The sequence below is a fragment of the Pseudomonas sp. S37 genome (assembly GCF_016658545.1).
In the GTDB taxonomy this organism is placed as follows: Bacteria; Pseudomonadota; Gammaproteobacteria; order Pseudomonadales; family Pseudomonadaceae; genus Aquipseudomonas.
On record NZ_JACVZC010000021.1, the window covers coordinates 1 to 16,846 of the forward strand.

The following is a 16,846-nucleotide window of genomic DNA, read 5'->3' on the forward strand; positions in this document are numbered from 1 at the left end:
ATTTCTCGCATGGCCACTTGTGATGCTGATAATCTTTTTGACTATCAGTCCATACTCACAAGCACCCACACGAATTGCTTGATTCGATTTGTTAAAGAGCGTTTGGTTAAGAGCTTTTCGCCTCAACCGAGGCGCGCATTCTACGCTTTCCTCAGAGCCTGTCAAGCGTTTATTTTGAAGTTTTTTACCACCGCTTCCTTTCGAAAGCTAACAACTTCAACAACTTACCGCTTGCCCCGAAGCGTTCATCGCTGCGAGGAGGCGAATAATACGCGCTTTGAAATCAGAGTCAACACCTTGTTCTAAAAAACTTTTCGAAAGCGTTTCGCCGTCACCCGGCAACTAATGAAAGCGCCGCGAATCTGTAGAGAATCCCCCCAACGGAGCGTAGCGGCCATGAGCGATGCGCAAAGCGAGAAAACACCTGGCCTGTCTGCAGACGAAGAGCAGGAAGTCAGCCACAACCAGCCGCCGCGGGCGGCGGTGCTGCACGAGATCATTCGCTACCAGGGCGACCAGGAACTGGAGCGCACCCTTGCCGCGCTGTGGTGGTCGGCATTGGCCGCTGGCTTGTCCATGGGCCTGTCGTTGATGGCGATGGGGCTGTTCTATGCGCGGCTGCCGGAAGGCGAAAGTGCCCAGGTGGTCGCCAGCATCGGCTACAGCGCCGGTTTTCTCGCTGTGATCCTGGCCCGCCAGCAACTGTTTACCGAAAACACCCTCACCGCCGTGCTGCCGGTCATGACCAGCCCTACCCTGGCCAACTTCGGGCGCCTGCTGCGGCTGTGGAGCGTGGTGCTGTTCGGCAACCTGGCCGGAACCTTGCTGGTGGCCTGGGTAATGCTGGAGCTGCCGATCTTCGACAGCAAGACCGATGTGGCCTTCCTTGAGGTTGGCCGCAAGGTAATGAAGAACGACATCAGCCAGATGTTCGCCAAGGGCATCGTCTCGGGCTGGATGATCGCCACCATGGTCTGGATGATCCCATCAATGGAGCACGCCAAGATCTGGATCATCCTGATGATCACCTACCTGATGGCCCTCGGCGATTTCACCCATATAGTCGTGGGCTCGGTCGAGGTGTCCTACCTGGTCTGGGCTGGCGATGAAACCTGGCGCAGCTTCTGGCTGGAGTTTGCCCTGCCGACGCTGGCGGGCAACATCATTGGCGGCAGCTTCATCTTCGGCTTGATCAGCCATGCACAAGTACGCAGTGACAGTGGCAAACCACCTTCGCGGCTATTAAAGGACGACCCACCACAGCCCAGGCAGAGCAAGAACAGCGCGGAATGACGCTCAGCGCGCCGCTATCGTTCGCTCATGCCCCTGGCCGTGCTGGCGCACAGGCCGTGGCTGCCACCAGTTCTGCCCGGCATGCGGCGAGTCGAGGCTGACCCGTTCGCCCATCTGCGGCGTACTCAGCCGCACCTGGGCCTGGTTGGCCAGCGCCAGGATACGCTCGAACGGTTCCTGCCAGCCGTGCTGGGACAAGTCGAACGTGCCGTTGTGGATCGGCAGCATCCAGCGCCCGCGCAAATCCAGGTGGGCCTGCAGGCTTTGCTCTGGCTGCATGTGCACGTCCGGCCAGGCCACGTTGTAGGCACCGGTTTCCATCAGGGTCAAATCGAACGGCCCCAAGCGCTCGCCAATCTGCTTGAAGCCATCGAAGTAACCGGTATCGCCACTGAAGAACACCCGTACATCGTCGTCGACGATCACCCACGACGCCCACAAGGTCCGATTGCTGTCCAGCAGGCCTCGCCCGGAAAAGTGCTGTGCCGGGGTGGCGACAAAGCGCACGCCGTCAACGATGCTTTCCTGCCACCAGTCCAGCTGGCGCACCTTCGCTGGCGCTACGCCCCAGCTGATCAGCAGGTCACCCACGCCCAGGGGCGCCAGGAATACCCCGGTACGCGATGCCAACTGGCGTATCGCATGCTCGTCCAGGTGGTCAAAATGATCGTGCGACAACACCACCGCAGCCAGTGGCGGCAACTGGTCCAGCCCAAGCGGTGGCGCATGGAAGCGCTGCGGGCCAGCCCATTGCACGGGTGAGGCGCGCTCGGCGAACACGGGGTCGGTAATAAAGAAGCGCCCACGCAACTTGAGCAATACCGTGGAATGGCCCAGGCGCCACAAGCTGTGGTCAGGCGCATCGAGCACCTGCTGACGGGTCATGGGCTGCAGGCTGATCGGCGTGGCCGGGCGGGTTTCCGGCGGCTTGCGCAGGAACAGGTACTTGAGCCCGATGCGCAGTTTTTTCAATACACCGTCCTGCGGCAGCAGCGCCTGGTTGTGAAAACGTCCGTCCCGCTGTGGCGCCGGTTCACCGGCGGCATTGGCCAAAGGAACCATCAGCAACACTCCGAGCAACAGGAAAGCCTTCATGTTACCCCACAGTGATCGGATCAACCGTGAATTGGCTTGTAAGGTCATTTTTCGCCGATGAAACACTGTTCAACAATATTCATACAAGTTATGCGATAAACGGTACCCCGGCAGAAGAACATGACCATGATGGACAACCGCAGCGGCAAAGGCCTTTCATTCGTCAAGCGCATCTACCTGCCGCGCGTCATTGGCATGGGCATCGGGCTGTTCAGTGTCATGGCAGGCATTGCGCCGCAGTCGCCACCCGTCTGGGTATGGGTGCTGGTGCTGTTCAACGGGCTGCTGTGGCCACACGTGGCCTACCTGTGGGCAGCCCGCTCGGCAGCACCGTACCAGGCAGAACAACGCAACCTGCTGCTGGACTCGCTGATGGGCGGCTTCTGGACCGCCGCCATGCATTTCAACCCGCTCCCCAGCGTTACCGTATTGTCGATGATGACCATGAACAACGTCGCCGCCGGTGGCAAGCGCATGGTCTTTCGCGGGGTACTGGCACAACTGGCCGGCATGCTGGTAGCCATTCTGCTGCTCGGCCCTGGCCTGCAACTGACCGCCACCGCCCTGCAGGTCTACGCCTGTTTGCCCATGCTGACACTGTACCCGCTGGCCTTGGGTTGGGTGTGCTACCAACTGGCAATCAAGCTGGGCGACCATAAACGCCGGCTGAGCGCCCTGAGCCTGACTGACAGCCTGACCGGGCTGCTCAACCACGGTGCGTGGAAAGACCTGTTGCTGCTCAAGTACCAAGCCTGCAAGCAACAGCAAGGCCACGCGGTGGTTGCCCTGATCGACATCGACCACTTCAAGACCATCAACGATACCTTCGGCCACGTGGTCGGCGACTGTGTCCTGCGCCAGCTCGGCGCCGAACTGCGGCGCAACCTGCGCGATGGCGACCAGCCCGGGCGTTATGGCGGCGACGAGTTCTGCGTGATCCTGCCCGATACCAGCGAAGCCCAGGCCTGCCTCGCCATGGAGCGCCTGCGTGAGCGGGTTTCCGGCTACCGCAACCCGCAGTTGCCACACCTGCGCATCAGCCTGAGTATCGGCCTGTCACCCTTCGAACCCGGCCTGGTGTCCCCCGAACATTGGCTCGAACAGGCAGACAAGGCGCTTTACACGGCCAAGCACGCTGGCCGCGACCAGGTCAATTTCGCCCGTAGTGAAGCTGCCGCGCTCAAGCTGGCCTATCCTGATTGAACCTGCTGCCTGATTGCCTGGCGGGAGGTTGCCTGAAGGAGCCGCTCGCGCATGGCCAGGACCGCCAACCTTCCACCCGCCAGCCCCACCCCACGCTTTCAAGTACGCCACCTGATCGCCGGTTTCAGCATCGTGTTCGGCCTGGCCTGCCTGGTCATTCTCGGTGTGCTGTTCAATATCGCCGCCACGCTCGACCAGCAGGAGCGCGAGCGTAGCGCCTTCCATGCCAACCAGGCGCTGGAACAGCGGCTACTCGCCTCGCGCCAGTTCCTGTCCAGTTATGCCGTTTGGGATGCCGCCTTCGAACACCTGAAGGGCCAGGCCGACTGGCAATGGGCCTATGAAGAAAAGAACGTCGGTGAGTCGCTTTACAGCGCCAGCGGCTACGAGGGCGTGTTCGTGGTGGAAAACGACCGTACCACCTATGCCCTGTTCAAAGGCCAGCCCAGCCAGGCCGGCGCCAGCACTTATATGGATGCACCGCTTCAGCCGATCATCGATCAGGCACGTGCGGCGGCCATCGCACGCGAGCAGATCACCCGCTTCGTGCTGTTCAATGGCTGGCCGGCCGTTCTCAGTGCCGCAGCCGTACGCCCGGACCGCGAGGTCACCGACGACGAAGTAAGCCAGGCGCCGGTAATGCTGTTCGTCGACCAGCTCACCGAAGACAAGCTGGCGCAACTGGGCAAAGGTGCGGGCCTTGCCGGCATGCACGTGGAAAAGGAAGACCGGCAGCACCACCACCACCTGCGCATCAATCTGGGCGACACCGGCTACCACCTTTCCTGGAGCAGCCCGCTACCGGGGCGCCAGCTGCTGTGGGCGGTGTTGCCGGCCTTGTTGGGTGCATTGCTGATCCTTGGCCTGGTATTGCTCTACCTGTGCCGCCATGCTTTGCGCAGCTCGCGGGCAATCGGCCTGACGCTTGTGCACCTGCAACAGAGCAATCAGGCCCTGGAGGCCAGCGAGCAACGTTTTCGCGCGGTGGCCGAGTCAGCATCCGACTGGATCTGGGAAACCGATCGGCAACAACGCCTGACTTACCTGTCGCAACGTTTTGCCAATGTCACCGGTTACCCGGTAGATGGCTGGCTGGGGCACCCGCTCAACCAGCTACTGGCCTGCGATACCACGCCCCTTTCTCCCTGGCTGGATGCCTTGGCTACTGCCGACCCGCAGCAACTGGCCAACCTGCGTTGCACCTACCGTGACCAGAATGGCCAGAACCGCTACTGCCGGATCTCTGCCCGCGCCATCTGGTACCACGACAAGGCCGTCGGTTTTCGGGGTACGGCCAGCGATATCACCGACGAAGTCGACGCCCACGCACGCATCCAGCACCTGTCGCTGCACGACCCACTGACTGGGTTGGCCAACCGCAACAAACTGGCCCGGCACCTGGAACAGGCCCTGCTGCGCGGCAGTGACTCACCGCCACTGACCTTGCTGTTGCTGGACCTGGACAACTTCAAGCCGATCAACGACTCGCTTGGCCATGCCGCCGGGGATGCCGTACTGCAGGAGGTGGCCACACGCCTGCGCGACACCACCCGCGACGGTGACTTGGTAGCGCGGCTGGGCGGCGACGAGTTCATTCTGGTACTCAACGGCATGGATAACCGCAGCGAGGTCGACCGGCTCTGCGCGCGCCTGATCGGCCTGCTGCAGCAACCCGTCGTTTTTGACGGCCAGCCCCTGCACATAGGCGCCAGCATCGGTGTTGCCCAGACCCGTACCCAAGGCTTCGATGCCGGCGAGCTGATCCGCTGCGCCGACATCGCCCTGTACCAGGCCAAAGCCGACGGCAAGAACACCTGGCGCTATTTCGCTGCCGAAATGAACCAGCAGATCCAGTACCGTCGACAACTGGAGAACGACCTGCGCCGGGCCCTGCGCAACCAGGAATTCGAGTTGTACTATCAGCCGCGCTACCGCCTCAGTGACCTGCGTATTGTCGCGGTCGAAGCCTTGCTACGCTGGCAGCACCCACAGGAGGGGTTGCTGGGGCCTGACACCTTCATTCCGCTGGCCGAGCAGAGCGACATCATTGTGGCACTGGGCCGCTGGGTGCTGCGCGAAGCTTGCCGCACGGCCCATGACTGGCCCGCCGACATTCTGGTTTCGGTAAACCTGTCACCCGCGCAGTTCTTGCGCAGCGATGTGGTGGCCGACGTACGCGAGATCCTGCTGGACACTGCCTTCCCGGCGCAGCGCCTGGAACTGGAAATTACCGAGAATGTGATGCTCAACGATATCGAGGGCGCGCTGGGCACCATGCTGTCGCTCAAGGAACTGGGCGTGCGGCTGAACATGGACGATTTCGGTACCGGCTATTCATCGCTGGGCTACCTGCGGACCTACCCATTCGATAGCATCAAGATCGACAAGCGCTTCATCAGCGGCCTGACCAACAACGGCGGCAGCGACCGTGCGGTGGTTCAGGCCATCATCAACCTGGGCGAGGCGATGGGGCTGACGGTAACGGCCGAGGGCGTGGAAAGCGAACAGCAGCTAAAAATGCTGCAAAAGGACCGCTGCCATGAAGTGCAGGGCTATTACCTGAGCCGGCCACTGGAGAGTGCGGGGGTGGCTGTGCTGTTGCAGCGTCCCTCTCAAAGTAGCGCACACCCCCTGTAGGAGCGGCTTTAGCCGCGAACACCGGCGTAGCCGGTGCCATCATGCACCGCGTCGGAGTCTTCGCGGCTAAAGCCGCTCCCACAGAGTATGCGGAGCGCTTGCGAATTCAGCTCTCTGCACGACAGTGCAGCCGCTGCTGCAGGTTGCGCTCGGCCACGATCTCCGGCAGGTCGCTGCGGCGCAAGTAGGCGCGCAGCGGCTCACCGATGTTCAGGCGGTCATCCACATGCTGCTCCAGCAACAGCGCCAGCCGTTCGCGGCACAGCGCCATGCGCGGCCCTTGCTGGGGCCGCCAGACAAACTCGTTACAAGGTGTGATGCTGTCGTCGGCCACATCCATGCCGAACGCGTCTTCGGAAAACCGCACGATATGAACACCGCGCTTGCCGTGAAAACCGACAAAGCCCTTGAGCTGGTCGGCAGCATTGCAGATGTCCTGGGAAGTGATGGCCATGTCGCAACCTCGCAATGAAATTGGAAGATACGCACGCCGGGCGGAAATGGGTTGCCTCTGCCGGGCAACTCGCAGCGGTCAGACTAATTCAAGTGGCCGTACATGCGCCATGACCTTGCTCAAGCATCGACCTGGCTGCGCAGCACCTCAGACAACCATTGCATGAACGCCTGCACCCGGCGCGGCACATGCCGCTGCCGTGCATACAGCAGCGACACCGGCATGGCCGGTGCCTGCCAACCCTCCAGCACAGAGACCAGTTCGCCGCGCTGCAGGTGCTCGGCAACCCCCACCGCCGGTACCTGGATCAGCCCAAGCCCGGCCAGGCACGCCGCCGAATAGGCCTCGGCATTGTTGACCGTGACCACGCCGCCCATCGCCTGATAGTGCAGTTCACCGCCCTGCTGGTACTCGAAGCCGGTGCTGCGAGCGCCCAAGGTGCGCACGTAGTGCACCAGATGATGCCCGGCGAGGTCCTGCAGTGTGTGCGGCACGCCATAACGGGCCAAATAGGCGGGGCTTGCACAGTTGCGCATGCTCAGCTGGCCGACCGGCCGCGCCACCACGTCCAGGTCATGCAGCGCGCCAATGCGCATCACGCAGTCGAACCCTTCCCGCAACAGGTCCACCTGGCGATCGGTGCAGCTGAGTTCCACTTCCAGGCGCGGAAAACGCTGCAGAAACTGCGGTAGCGCCGGAATGATCACCCGCCGCGCCATCATGGTCGGCAGGTCGATGCGCAGGCGCCCGGTCAATTCGGCGTCGTCAGCGCTGAACAGGCTTTCGATCTCATCCATGCCCGACAGCAGGTCCTTGCTACGCTCGTACAGCAAGGCACCATCCTGGGTCGCCTGCACCCGGCGGGTGGTGCGGTTGAACAACTGCGTGCCCAGCAAGCGCTCCAGCGCCCTAACCTGCTCCGACACGGTCGAGCGTGGCAGCCCCAGGCTCTCTGCGGCCAGGGTGAAACTGCTGACCTCACTGACCCGCACAAAGGTACGTAGCAACTCCAGCTTGTTCACGCACAACCTCAATTGTCCGAATTCAGCGAACAGTATTTCCATATTTGCAGGATTTAACAGCACCCAGCCGACCAATAACCTGTGCTCATCCACCACCATGAGGTTTTCACCATGACCCGCAAGATTGCCCTGATCACTGGCGCCAGCCGCGGCCTTGGCCGCAACACCGCCGAGCACCTGGCCGCTCGCGGCATCGATGTCATCGGTACCTACCACAGCAAGGCGGACGAAGCGCAGGCCGTGGCGGCCAGGCTGGAGCAGGCCGGGGTCAAGGCGGCCATGCTGCAACTGGACGTCAGCGACAGCAGCAGTTTTGCCGACTTTGCCGAGCGCCTGAACATCACCTTGCAACAACATTTTGGCCGCGAGCGTTTCGACTTTCTGGTGAACAATGCCGGAATCGGGTTGAACGTGCCCTATGTGGAAACCAGCGAAGATCAGTTCGACCAGTTGTTGAACATTCAGCTGAAAGGCCCGTTCTTCCTCACCCAGCGCCTGCTGCCGCTGCTGGTGGACAATGGCCGCATCGTCAACATTTCTACCGGCCTGGCACGCTTTGCCCTGCCGGGGTACGCCGCCTATGCGGCAATGAAGGGTGCGATGGAGGTGCTGACCCGCTACCAGGCCAAGGAACTCGGCGCGCGCGGCATTCGCGTGAACATACTGGCGCCGGGGGCGATCGAGACCGATTTTGGTGGTGGCGTGGTGCGGGATAACCAGCAGGTGAATGACTATATTGCGGGCAATACCGCGCTGGGGCGGGTGGGTTTGCCGGATGATATCGGCGCGGCGATTGCGTTGTTGCTGGAAGATGGCAATGGCTGGATCACCGGGCAGCGGCTGGAGGTTTCTGGCGGGATGTTTCTCTAGATTCGAGATTTTGGGGCTGCTTTGCAGCCCATCCGACCGGTCCGGCGCCCCGGCAAGGCCGCTCCTACAGGGGACCGCGATCTCCTGTAGGAGCGGCCTTGTGTCGCGATTGGGCCGCAAAGCGGCCCCAATGGCCTCACTGCTGTTCCTGCACCTCATGCACCTGCACACTCGCTGTCATCCCGGCACTCAGGACTACCCCCTCCGGCACCTGGTCCAGGCGAATCCTCACCGGAATCCGCTGCGCCAGCCGCACCCAGTTGAAGGTCGGCTCCACTTCCGGCAACAACTGGCTGTCCGGGTTGCTGTTGCGGTCGGTGATGCCGCGGCTGATGCTCTCCACATGCCCCTGCATCGGCTCGCCCGCCCCCATCAGCCAGACCTTCACCGTGTCGCCCACGCGAATGCGCGGCAACTTGGTTTCCTCGAAATACGCCTGGATATAAAAGGTCGCGTCATCCACCAGGGCCATCACCGCTTCCCCGGTGTTCACATAGTTGCCTTGGGCCAGGCGCAGGTTGGTGATATGCCCGTTGCGCGGTGCCCGCACTTCACTGCGTGCCAGGTTGATCCTGGCCACTTGCAACTGTGCCTCGGCTTCGTGCAACTCGCCACGGGCAATGGCCGCATTGATCTGCGCATTTTCACGCAGCTCGGCACTGATCGCCTCCGGCCCCAAGGCGGTTCGCCGGGCCGCTTCACGCTCGCGCAGTCGCAGTTGCTGGGCGCGGGTCTCGGTCACCGCACTGGCCTGGTCGAAAGCGGCCTGGAAGCGCTCGCGGTCGATACTCATCAACAAATCACCCGCCTTCACCTGCTGGTTGTCGTGCACCTTCAGCTCGCGCACCCAGCCGGACACGTCAGGGGCGATAACCACCACATCGGCGCGCACGCGGGCATCGCGGGTCCAGGGGGTAAGCATGTAGTACTGCCACAGCTGGTAGCCGGCCAATACGGCCAGTGCCACCACGCACAGGGTTACCAAGGTACGTACTGCCGCACGCATCGAAACACTCCTTTATAAAGCTCCCAGCAGGCGTACCACCAGGAACAGCACACAAACGAACAACGCCGTGTCGAACAGCGCTTCATGCCAGATCCAGCGCCCCAACGGCGTGGCCTGCACCAGCAGGCGCAGCAGGCCGGTGAGCGCCAGCGCCAGCAATACATAAAGCAGAAACGGGCTGAGCAGCACGCCGCCCACTTCCCACTCACGCAACCCCATGGGCTTCCTCCTGCCAGCGGCACCACTTGCCCCAGCTTTTCTGCAGTTGCAACACCGCACCCTCGGCCAACCGTAATGGGTCGCTCGAAGGCAGCCGGCGCAAGGCGGCAATGAACTGTTCACTGGCACTGTCCAGGCGCTGCCCGCGCCCGGCCGCCGGCCCCTTGGCCAGCACCGCCTCCACTTGCTGCAAGTAGTCGCGCTCGGCTCGCCCCAGAGGCGCCTGGGCGACGGCCAGGCACATGCGCAGGTGCACCAGCTCATCGCCGATATCCAGCCCGTGCAGGCCATCATCCCAGCGTTTGCGCTCGCCTTCCGGCAGTTCACTGGCATGCCGCGCCAGTTGCATCAGGCGGTCGGCCATGCGCCCGCCAAACCAGGTGTCGGCCCCGCGCAGGTCACGCCGGGTGAGGCGTACCAGGTCGCTCTGGGTTGCTGCGCGCAGGCGCCGGCCAAGCCAGGCGGGGTGGCGGAACACCAACAAGCGAAAGGCCATGACCGCCGCCGACACCCCCACCAGCATGGCCAGGGCGCTGTTGAGCATGGCCGCCACGCCGAACTGCATGGCGTTAAGCGGCGACACCAACACGATGAAATGCAGGCAATAGGAGGTGGCCGTGGCCCCGGTACGTGGGTGAGCCATGCCCAGCGCACCCAGAAACAGCGGCACGCCCATGCCCAGGCAAAGCAGGGCGAAACTGCTCCACTGCGGCAGCACGATCTGCCCGACCAGAAACGCTGCCGGTATCGCCAGGAAAATCCCGCGCAAGAAACTCAGGCCAATCTGCGCGCCGTTCTCCCGGCTGGCGAACAGGCTGCAGACCACGCAGGTCAGCACCAGGCCACCCGGCGCCGAAGGCCAGGCAGTGGCCAACCAGAAACCGCTCATTACCAGAAAGGCCAGTGCGCTACGCGAACCGAACAACAACGCCAGCGACCAGTCGCGGTGCGCAGCCAGGCCTTGGGCCATGTCCTTCGGTGCCCTGCCCGCTTCAACATCGTCCAGCGCCTGGCTGGCGGCCATGGCGTAATCCAGCAGCAGGGCCATGCGCGCCAGGCAGAAATGCTCCGCCGAACTGATCTGCTCATCATGAGCGGCATCCCAGATGCGCTGGCGCAGCAATAACAGGCTGGGCTGATCGGGCTTGCCCAGCAGCGTGCGCACTTCCAGCAACCAGGGCGTGAGGTGCCCGGCCTCGCGCTCATCCAGCTGTCGCCACTGGCGGCGCACCGAGCGGGAAATGCGCAACAGCACCATCAGCTTCTGGCTAAGGCCACGGATGGCACGGGCGCGTTGGCGCCCGCGATTGCCTTCGAACCAGGCATGTTCACGCTGGCTGTCGATGGCAACGATACGCCCCAGGCTCTCCAGCAAGCCTTTGCGCGCCTCGTCTTCACCGCCGAGCATGGCGCTGGCGGCCTGCAGGCCGTTCTGCCAGGCCTGCCGCGCCTGCCCGCCCAGTTGCTGCTCGACCCGCATGGGCCAGAGCAAGGCACTGCTGGCAGTGGCGCAGAAAATGCCCAGGCAGATCTCGGTGCAACGGGCCACCGCCTGGTCGAACACCTGCAGCGGGTGGTCGATGGCCGGCAAGGCGATGATTGCAGCGGTATAGCCGGCAAGCACGAAGGCATAGGCCCAGGCGCTGCGCAGCTGGGTGGACGCTGCGGTACACAGCGCCAGCCACAGGGCCAGGGTGAGCAGGAACAACCACGGGGTCTGTGCAAACAGGCCAATGAACAGCACCGACATGACAGTACCGACCAAGGTACCGGCCAACCGCGCCAAGCCCTTTTGTACCACCATGCCCGATAGCGGCTGGGCGACGATGAAGGCGGTCATCAGTGCCCATGAGGGTTGCTCCAGGCCCCAGCGCATCGCCAGCCACAGCGCCAGGCCGCCACCCAGCAGGGTCTTGATGGCGAACTTGAGGGCGAGGCTGCTGGGGGCGAACAGGGCCTGGAAGGTGATGGGCACGACGCGGACCTTGCGGGGAATGGTCTTGTTGAAACGATAGACAATGGTGAGGAGGATAAGGTGGAAATGAATAATTAGCTAGCTAATCATCTTTGTTGGGGGGTTTGGGGTCTCCTGTGCTGGCCTATTCGCGGGTGAACCCGCTCCTACAAAGGACCCATACAACCCGCGAAGCCGCGAATACAAGCGAACCTCAAATCCCGGGCAAAAAAAATGGGCGACCGAAGTCGCCCTAAATGCCTTGCGTGCTCGTATACCCGGAAGGTCAGCGCGGCTTGCGCTTGTTCGAGTCCTTCCAGATGAAAATGCCCAGACCGGCAAAGAAAGCGACCATCAACCCGACCGTTACCACACCGGCGATAACCACGTTGTCGAAGAACATGCTGGCCTCCCCATTCGTTTGCCGTTGTCCGATGGGAGTAAGTTAACCAATGTGCGGGGGGAGGAAATTGACCGGGGTCAATGGTGCCCGGGGCCGGGCACACGAGGCGGGTGCAGGGTTGACCTGCGTCAAATTTCAGCGCTTCTTCGGTTTGCCCTTGGGCTTCTTTTTCTTGCTGGTGCTCAACGGCAGGGCCTGCTCGAACGCGTTGCGCATTTCGTTCAGGCGCTTTTCCTTCAGGTCATGAACGCGCTTGGCGCGTTCGGCATCGAAATCGATGAGGTTGTCTTGGCTCATGGGTGGGCTCGACGATCAACTGAGACGTGCATGATGAAGCCAGGCGCTGGCGCTGACCAGCCCTGCGTCAGACTTCGATGTCCACAAGCAAGCCTTGGCGCTTGGGTTCGTCCAGCAAAGGGGCCACCGGCACGGTATTGTCGGCATTGACCTCATCCCCAGGCTCGGCGCTGTAGTGCCCTGCCCCGCCCTGCTGGCGGCGTTGCTGCTGGCGGCGCTGGTCTTCGCGCAGCAGCAACGCCTGCTCCTGCGGGTCGCGCTGCTGCTTGAGGTCGATGGCACTTTCGCCGGACGCAGGCTGCGCTGGCACCACCGGCTTGATGTCGGGGGTTGGCTTGACCGGGTCCTGTTGCGAGGTCACCGGGGCGGCACTGAGCGGAATGATCGGTGGCAGCATGGACGTTCTCCTGTGCCCACTGTATCGGCAGGCGCATCGTTACCTTGATGGCTTGGACAACCGTTACTCGGCTTCGTCGTCAGGGTCGTCGTCACTGGGCGGACTGGTCTCGCTCCAGGGCCGCTTGTAAACCTGTTGCCAGACCGCATCCATATGATCGCGCAATACCTGCGGCGCGTTTTTCAGCGAGGCGCTGTCTGCTCGCTCGCCACCGACCGGTTCCTCGCCCGCCGGGGTGATCAGCGACTGGCCGGTGATGGTGTAGCTGGCCTGGCCTTCACGCATTTCGATGGCGATGTCGTGCGGGTCGATGCCCCCCCCACAGAAGGCGTGGCTGGCAACCGTCACCTCGGCCACACCATCCTTGTTCAGGTCGCTGACATCACTGACGTCGGTATAGAAGTCCACGTCCAGGTCCAGGCCCGGGCACGTGGTTTCCTGCTCGATCTGCCAGCGTGCCTTGAAGGCATCGCTTTCGGCGGCGCGCCCGTACAAGGTGGCCTTGAGCACTACCTTGTCCACTTCCTGCTCGCTTTCCGGGTCGCTGGCCTGGCCATCGCTGCGGCTCAGTACCAACACCCCTTCGCCATCGCGGTCACGAAAGTGCACGCTCTTGATCGGCGTCTGCACGCCCAACACTTCAAGCTGCTCCGTCGGAATGGGCGGCAGAGCCTCGAAGTTTTTCTGCTCGCAGGCGCTCAGCAGCAACAGGCTGCCCGCGACCATGGAAGCGCTGATCCAGCTGTGCTTGGCAGACATGTTGGTGCAGGGCCCTCGTCGGCGGTGCGGTACAGGGCGATGAAACGACTAGACTGATGGCTTTCGGCACCTTTCGGTGCGCTCAGCACTTTGGTCTGACCGGCCGATCCGTTAACATAACCGGCTTTTTCATCGCGGGAGTTCAGGCAGTATGGCGCAGCAGTATCAACCGGGGCAACGCTGGATCAGCGACAGCGAAGCCGAGCTCGGCCTGGGTACCATCCTGGCGCAGGATGGCCGCCTGCTGACCGTGCTCTACCCGGCCACTGGCGACACCCGTCAGTATTCCCTGCGCAATGCGCCGCTGACCCGCGTGCGCTTCTCGCCAGGTGACCAGATCACCCACTTCGAAGGCTGGAAGCTGACCGTTCGCGAGGTCGAGGACATCGACGGGCTGATGGTCTATCACGGCCTGGACGGGCAGAACCAGCCGCGCACCCTGCCGGAAACCCAGCTGTCGAACTTCATCCAGTTCCGCCTGGCCAGTGACCGCCTGTTCGCCGGGCAGATCGACCCGCTGTCGTGGTTCAGCCTGCGCTACAACACCCTGCAGCACACCAGCAAGCAGATGCAGTCGGCGCTGTGGGGCTTGGGCGGTTGCCGCGCACAACCGATCGCCCACCAGTTGCACATCGCCCGTGAAGTCGCCGACCGCAGCGCCCCACGGGTACTGCTGGCCGACGAAGTAGGCCTGGGTAAAACCATCGAGGCCGGCCTGGTTATTCACCGCCAGCTGCTGTCGGGCCGTGCCAGCCGGGTACTGATCCTGGTGCCGGAAAACCTCCAGCACCAGTGGCTGGTAGAGATGCGCCGGCGTTTCAACCTGCAAGTTGCGCTGTTCGACGCCGAGCGCTTCATCGAAAGCGACGCCAGCAACCCGTTCGAGGATGCCCAGCTGGCACTGGTTGCGCTGGAATGGCTGGTGGACGACGAAAAGGCCCAGGACGCGCTGTTTGCTGCCGGTTGGGACCTGATGGTGGTCGACGAAGCTCACCACCTGGTCTGGCATGAAGACCAGGTCAGCGCCGAATATGGCCTGGTCGAGCAACTGGCCCAGGTGATCCCGGGCGTGCTGCTGCTTACCGCCACCCCCGAGCAGCTTGGCCAGGACAGCCACTTCGCCCGCCTGCGCCTGCTCGACCCTAACCGCTTCCACGACCTGGCCGCCTTCCGCGCCGAGAGCGAGCACTATCGCCCGGTGGCCGAAGCCGTACAGGAACTGCTCGACGAAGGCCGCCTGTCGCCAAAGGCCCACGCCACCATCCAGGGCTTCCTGGGTGCCGAAGGCGAAGCGCTGCTGGCTGCGGTGAGCGACGGCGATACCCAGGCCAGCGCGCGGCTGATCCGCGAACTGCTCGACCGCCACGGCACCGGCCGCGTACTGTTCCGTAACACCCGCGCGGCGGTCCAGGGCTTCCCTGAGCGCCAGTTGCACCCTTACCCGGTGGCCATGCCCGAGCAATACCGCGAACTGCCGCCAGGTGAAAAGGCCGAGTTGTACCCGGAAGTGGCCTTCCAGGCCCAGGGTGATGTTGCCGATGACGAGCGCTGGTGGCGCTTCGACCCGCGCGTGGACTGGCTGATCGACACCCTGAAAATGCTCAAACGCACCAAGGTGCTGGTGATCTGTGCCCATGCCGAAACCGCCATGGACCTGGAAGACGCCCTGCGCGTGCGCTCCGGCATCCCGGCTTCGGTGTTCCATGAAGGCATGAGCATTCTCGAGCGTGACCGTGCCGCCGCCTACTTCGCCGATGAAGAATTCGGCGCCCAGGTGCTGATCTGCTCCGAGATCGGCAGTGAAGGCCGCAACTTCCAGTTCTCGCACCACCTGGTGATGTTCGACCTGCCGGCCCACCCGGACCTGCTCGAGCAGCGTATCGGCCGCCTCGACCGTATCGGCCAGAAGCACACCATCCAGCTGCATGTCCCGTACCTGCAGGAAAGCCCGCAAGAGCGCCTGTTCCAGTGGTACCACGAAGGTCTCAACGCCTTCCTGAATACCTGCCCCACCGGCAACGCCCTGCAGCACCAGTTCGGTCCGCGCCTGCTGCCGCTGCTTGAAGGTGGCGACAGCAAGGCTTGGGATGCCCTGGTGGCCGACGCCCGTGGCGAGCGCGAGCGCCTTGAAGCCGAGCTGCACACCGGCCGCGACCGCCTGCTGGAGCTCAACTCTGGCGGTGCCGGTGAAGGCGAGGCGCTGGTCGAGGCCATTCTCGAACAGGACGACCAGTTTGCCCTGCCGATCTACATGGAGACCCTGTTCGACGCCTTCGGCATCGACAGCGAAGACCATTCCGAGAACGCGCTGATCCTCAAGCCGAGCGAGAAAATGCTCGACGCCAGCTTCCCGCTGGGCGACGACGAAGGTGTGACCATCACCTACGACCGTGCCCAGGCGCTGTCGCGCGAAGACATGCAGTTCCTGACCTGGGAACACCCGATGGTGCAGGGCGGCATGGACCTGGTGCTGTCCGGCTCGATGGGTAACACCGCCGTCGCGCTGATCAAGAACAAGGCGCTCAAGCCGGGTACCGTGCTGCTCGAACTGCTGTTCGTCAGTGAGGTGGTAGCACCGCGCAGCCTGCAACTGGGCCGCTACCTGCCGCCGGCGGCGCTGCGCTGCCTGCTCGATGCCAATGGCAACGACCTGGCATCGCGCGTGGCTTTCGAAACCCTCAACGACCAGCTTGAAAGCGTACCGCGTGCCAGCGCCAACAAGTTCGTCCAGGCCCAGCGCGACGTGCTGGCCAAGCGCATCAGTGGTGGCGAAGAGAAGATTCTGCCAACCCATGTCGAGCGCGTAGACGAAGCCCAGCGCCGCCTGGCCGCCGAGGCCGACGAAGAACTGGCCCGCCTGGTCGCGCTGCAAGCGGTCAACCCGAGCGTGCGTGACAGCGAAATCGACGCCCTGCGCAAGCAGCGCGAAGACGGCCTGGCCATGCTGGAAAAGGCGGCACTGCGCCTGGAAGCCATTCGCGTGCTGGTGGCGGGTTAACCCGGCCCATGTGTCCTCAAGGGCTGCATTGCGCAGCCCTTGAGGACGCAGGTTTCTTGCTCTATCCAGAGCCTACTGTGCCCCCTGTGGGAGCGGGTTCATCGAGGCGTCGAACCGCCGCGAACACCGGCAAAGCCGGTGCCATCCACCGCGCTGCCCTCTTCGCGGGTAAACCCGCTCCCACAAAGACCGAGGTACAGCCCAATATCAATATTCCCCGCTGCGATTGGGTTTATAAC

15 protein-coding genes are annotated in these 16,846 nt (G+C 63.1%); 5 read left to right on the plus strand and 10 right to left on the minus strand.

Translation table 11 applies throughout. From position 1 onward, the window contains the following. The first annotated feature begins 396 nt into the window (after positions 1-396). Complete coding sequence (locus IAE39_RS09860) at positions 397-1,293, plus strand: formate/nitrite transporter family protein (protein ID WP_201201734.1); 897 nt, start codon at positions 397-399, stop codon at positions 1,291-1,293. Between the two features lie 3 nt (positions 1,294-1,296). Here IAE39_RS09860 and IAE39_RS09865 read toward each other — a convergent pair whose 3' ends face one another. Next, positions 1,297-2,388 (minus strand): MBL fold metallo-hydrolase, encoded by a 1,092-nt coding sequence (locus IAE39_RS09865; RefSeq protein WP_201201735.1) that lies wholly within the window; start codon positions 2,386-2,388, stop codon positions 1,297-1,299. A 129-nt stretch (positions 2,389-2,517) separates the two neighbouring features. Here IAE39_RS09865 and IAE39_RS09870 point away from each other — a divergent pair, with 129 nt between their 5' ends. Together IAE39_RS09870 and IAE39_RS09875 are read left to right on the plus strand one after the other, a co-directional pair. Then, the gene (locus tag IAE39_RS09870) at positions 2,518-3,591 is read left to right on the plus strand and encodes a diguanylate cyclase (protein WP_201201846.1); all 1,074 of its coding nucleotides are present in this window, start codon (positions 2,518-2,520) and stop codon (positions 3,589-3,591) included. A gap of 51 nt (positions 3,592-3,642) precedes the next feature. Continuing rightward, positions 3,643-6,228, plus strand: coding sequence for a bifunctional diguanylate cyclase/phosphodiesterase (locus IAE39_RS09875; RefSeq protein WP_201201736.1), 2,586 nt, complete (start codon positions 3,643-3,645; stop codon positions 6,226-6,228). A 106-nt stretch (positions 6,229-6,334) separates the two neighbouring features. Here the strand turns inward: IAE39_RS09875 and IAE39_RS09880 are convergent, their stop codons facing one another. Beyond that, positions 6,335-6,682: a DUF2025 family protein gene (locus IAE39_RS09880; protein WP_201201738.1), complete on the minus strand. Its 348-nt coding sequence runs from the start codon at positions 6,680-6,682 to the stop codon at positions 6,335-6,337. A gap of 119 nt (positions 6,683-6,801) precedes the next feature. Then, positions 6,802-7,704: a LysR family transcriptional regulator gene (locus IAE39_RS09885; RefSeq protein WP_201201739.1), complete on the minus strand. Its 903-nt coding sequence runs from the start codon at positions 7,702-7,704 to the stop codon at positions 6,802-6,804. A gap of 111 nt (positions 7,705-7,815) precedes the next feature. Between IAE39_RS09885 and IAE39_RS09890 the strand changes: the two genes are divergently transcribed. Further along, complete coding sequence (locus IAE39_RS09890) at positions 7,816-8,574, plus strand: SDR family NAD(P)-dependent oxidoreductase (protein WP_201201740.1); 759 nt, start codon at positions 7,816-7,818, stop codon at positions 8,572-8,574. 136 nt (positions 8,575-8,710) lie between these two features. Here IAE39_RS09890 and IAE39_RS09895 read toward each other — a convergent pair whose 3' ends face one another. The 7 genes from IAE39_RS09895 to IAE39_RS09920 form a co-directional block, all read right to left on the minus strand. Continuing rightward, positions 8,711-9,580 carry an efflux RND transporter periplasmic adaptor subunit gene (locus IAE39_RS09895; protein ID WP_201201741.1) on the minus strand — a complete coding sequence of 290 codons (870 nt, stop codon included), beginning with the start codon at positions 9,578-9,580 and terminating at the stop codon, positions 8,711-8,713. Positions 9,581-9,592: 12 nt separating this feature from the next. Beyond that, positions 9,593-9,799, minus strand: a complete 207-nt coding sequence (locus IAE39_RS09900) for a DUF1656 domain-containing protein (RefSeq protein WP_201201742.1) — start codon at positions 9,797-9,799, stop codon at positions 9,593-9,595. After that, positions 9,786-11,774 carry an FUSC family protein gene (locus IAE39_RS09905; protein ID WP_201201743.1) on the minus strand — a complete coding sequence of 663 codons (1,989 nt, stop codon included), beginning with the start codon at positions 11,772-11,774 and terminating at the stop codon, positions 9,786-9,788. The genes IAE39_RS09900 and IAE39_RS09905 overlap by 14 nt, the downstream gene beginning before the upstream one ends. 265 nt (positions 11,775-12,039) lie before the next feature. Further along, entirely contained in the window at positions 12,040-12,156 is a 117-nt protein-coding gene (ccoM, locus tag IAE39_RS29975; RefSeq protein WP_003254862.1) for a cytochrome c oxidase subunit CcoM, read from the minus strand. A gap of 135 nt (positions 12,157-12,291) precedes the next feature. Next, entirely contained in the window at positions 12,292-12,453 is a 162-nt protein-coding gene (locus IAE39_RS09910; protein WP_003254864.1) for a hypothetical protein, read from the minus strand. A gap of 67 nt (positions 12,454-12,520) precedes the next feature. Then, entirely contained in the window at positions 12,521-12,850 is a 330-nt protein-coding gene (locus IAE39_RS09915; protein ID WP_201201747.1) for an aspartate-semialdehyde dehydrogenase, read from the minus strand. 63 nt (positions 12,851-12,913) lie between these two features. Then, the gene (locus IAE39_RS09920; protein WP_201201748.1) at positions 12,914-13,609 is read right to left on the minus strand and encodes a M949_RS01915 family surface polysaccharide biosynthesis protein; all 696 of its coding nucleotides are present in this window, start codon (positions 13,607-13,609) and stop codon (positions 12,914-12,916) included. Positions 13,610-13,760: 151 nt separating this feature from the next. Between IAE39_RS09920 and rapA the strand changes: the two genes are divergently transcribed. After that, entirely contained in the window at positions 13,761-16,607 is a 2,847-nt protein-coding gene (gene rapA / locus IAE39_RS09925) for an RNA polymerase-associated protein RapA (protein WP_201201750.1), read from the plus strand. Positions 16,608-16,846 lie beyond the last annotated feature (239 nt).

What these genes read in the sequence shown, in the direction of transcription:
- IAE39_RS09860 (WP_201201734.1), top strand. Translation starts at nt 397, where the DNA reads ATGAGCGATGCGCAAAGCGAGAAAACACCTGGCCTGTCTGCAGACGAA.
- IAE39_RS09865 (WP_201201735.1), bottom strand. Translation starts at nt 2,388, where the DNA reads ATGAAGGCTTTCCTGTTGCTCGGAGTGTTGCTGATGGTTCCTTTGGCC.
- IAE39_RS09870 (WP_201201846.1), top strand. Translation starts at nt 2,518, where the DNA reads ATGGACAACCGCAGCGGCAAAGGCCTTTCATTCGTCAAGCGCATCTAC.
- IAE39_RS09875 (WP_201201736.1), top strand. Translation starts at nt 3,643, where the DNA reads ATGGCCAGGACCGCCAACCTTCCACCCGCCAGCCCCACCCCACGCTTT.
- IAE39_RS09880 (WP_201201738.1), bottom strand. Translation starts at nt 6,682, where the DNA reads ATGGCCATCACTTCCCAGGACATCTGCAATGCTGCCGACCAGCTCAAG.
- IAE39_RS09890 (WP_201201740.1), top strand. Translation starts at nt 7,816, where the DNA reads ATGACCCGCAAGATTGCCCTGATCACTGGCGCCAGCCGCGGCCTTGGC.
- IAE39_RS09895 (WP_201201741.1), bottom strand. Translation starts at nt 9,580, where the DNA reads ATGCGTGCGGCAGTACGTACCTTGGTAACCCTGTGCGTGGTGGCACTG.
- IAE39_RS09900 (WP_201201742.1), bottom strand. Translation starts at nt 9,799, where the DNA reads ATGGGGTTGCGTGAGTGGGAAGTGGGCGGCGTGCTGCTCAGCCCGTTT.
- ccoM (WP_003254862.1), bottom strand. Translation starts at nt 12,156, where the DNA reads ATGTTCTTCGACAACGTGGTTATCGCCGGTGTGGTAACGGTCGGGTTG.
- IAE39_RS09910 (WP_003254864.1), bottom strand. Translation starts at nt 12,453, where the DNA reads ATGAGCCAAGACAACCTCATCGATTTCGATGCCGAACGCGCCAAGCGC.
- IAE39_RS09915 (WP_201201747.1), bottom strand. Translation starts at nt 12,850, where the DNA reads ATGCTGCCACCGATCATTCCGCTCAGTGCCGCCCCGGTGACCTCGCAA.
- IAE39_RS09920 (WP_201201748.1), bottom strand. Translation starts at nt 13,609, where the DNA reads ATGTCTGCCAAGCACAGCTGGATCAGCGCTTCCATGGTCGCGGGCAGC.
- rapA (WP_201201750.1), top strand. Translation starts at nt 13,761, where the DNA reads ATGGCGCAGCAGTATCAACCGGGGCAACGCTGGATCAGCGACAGCGAA.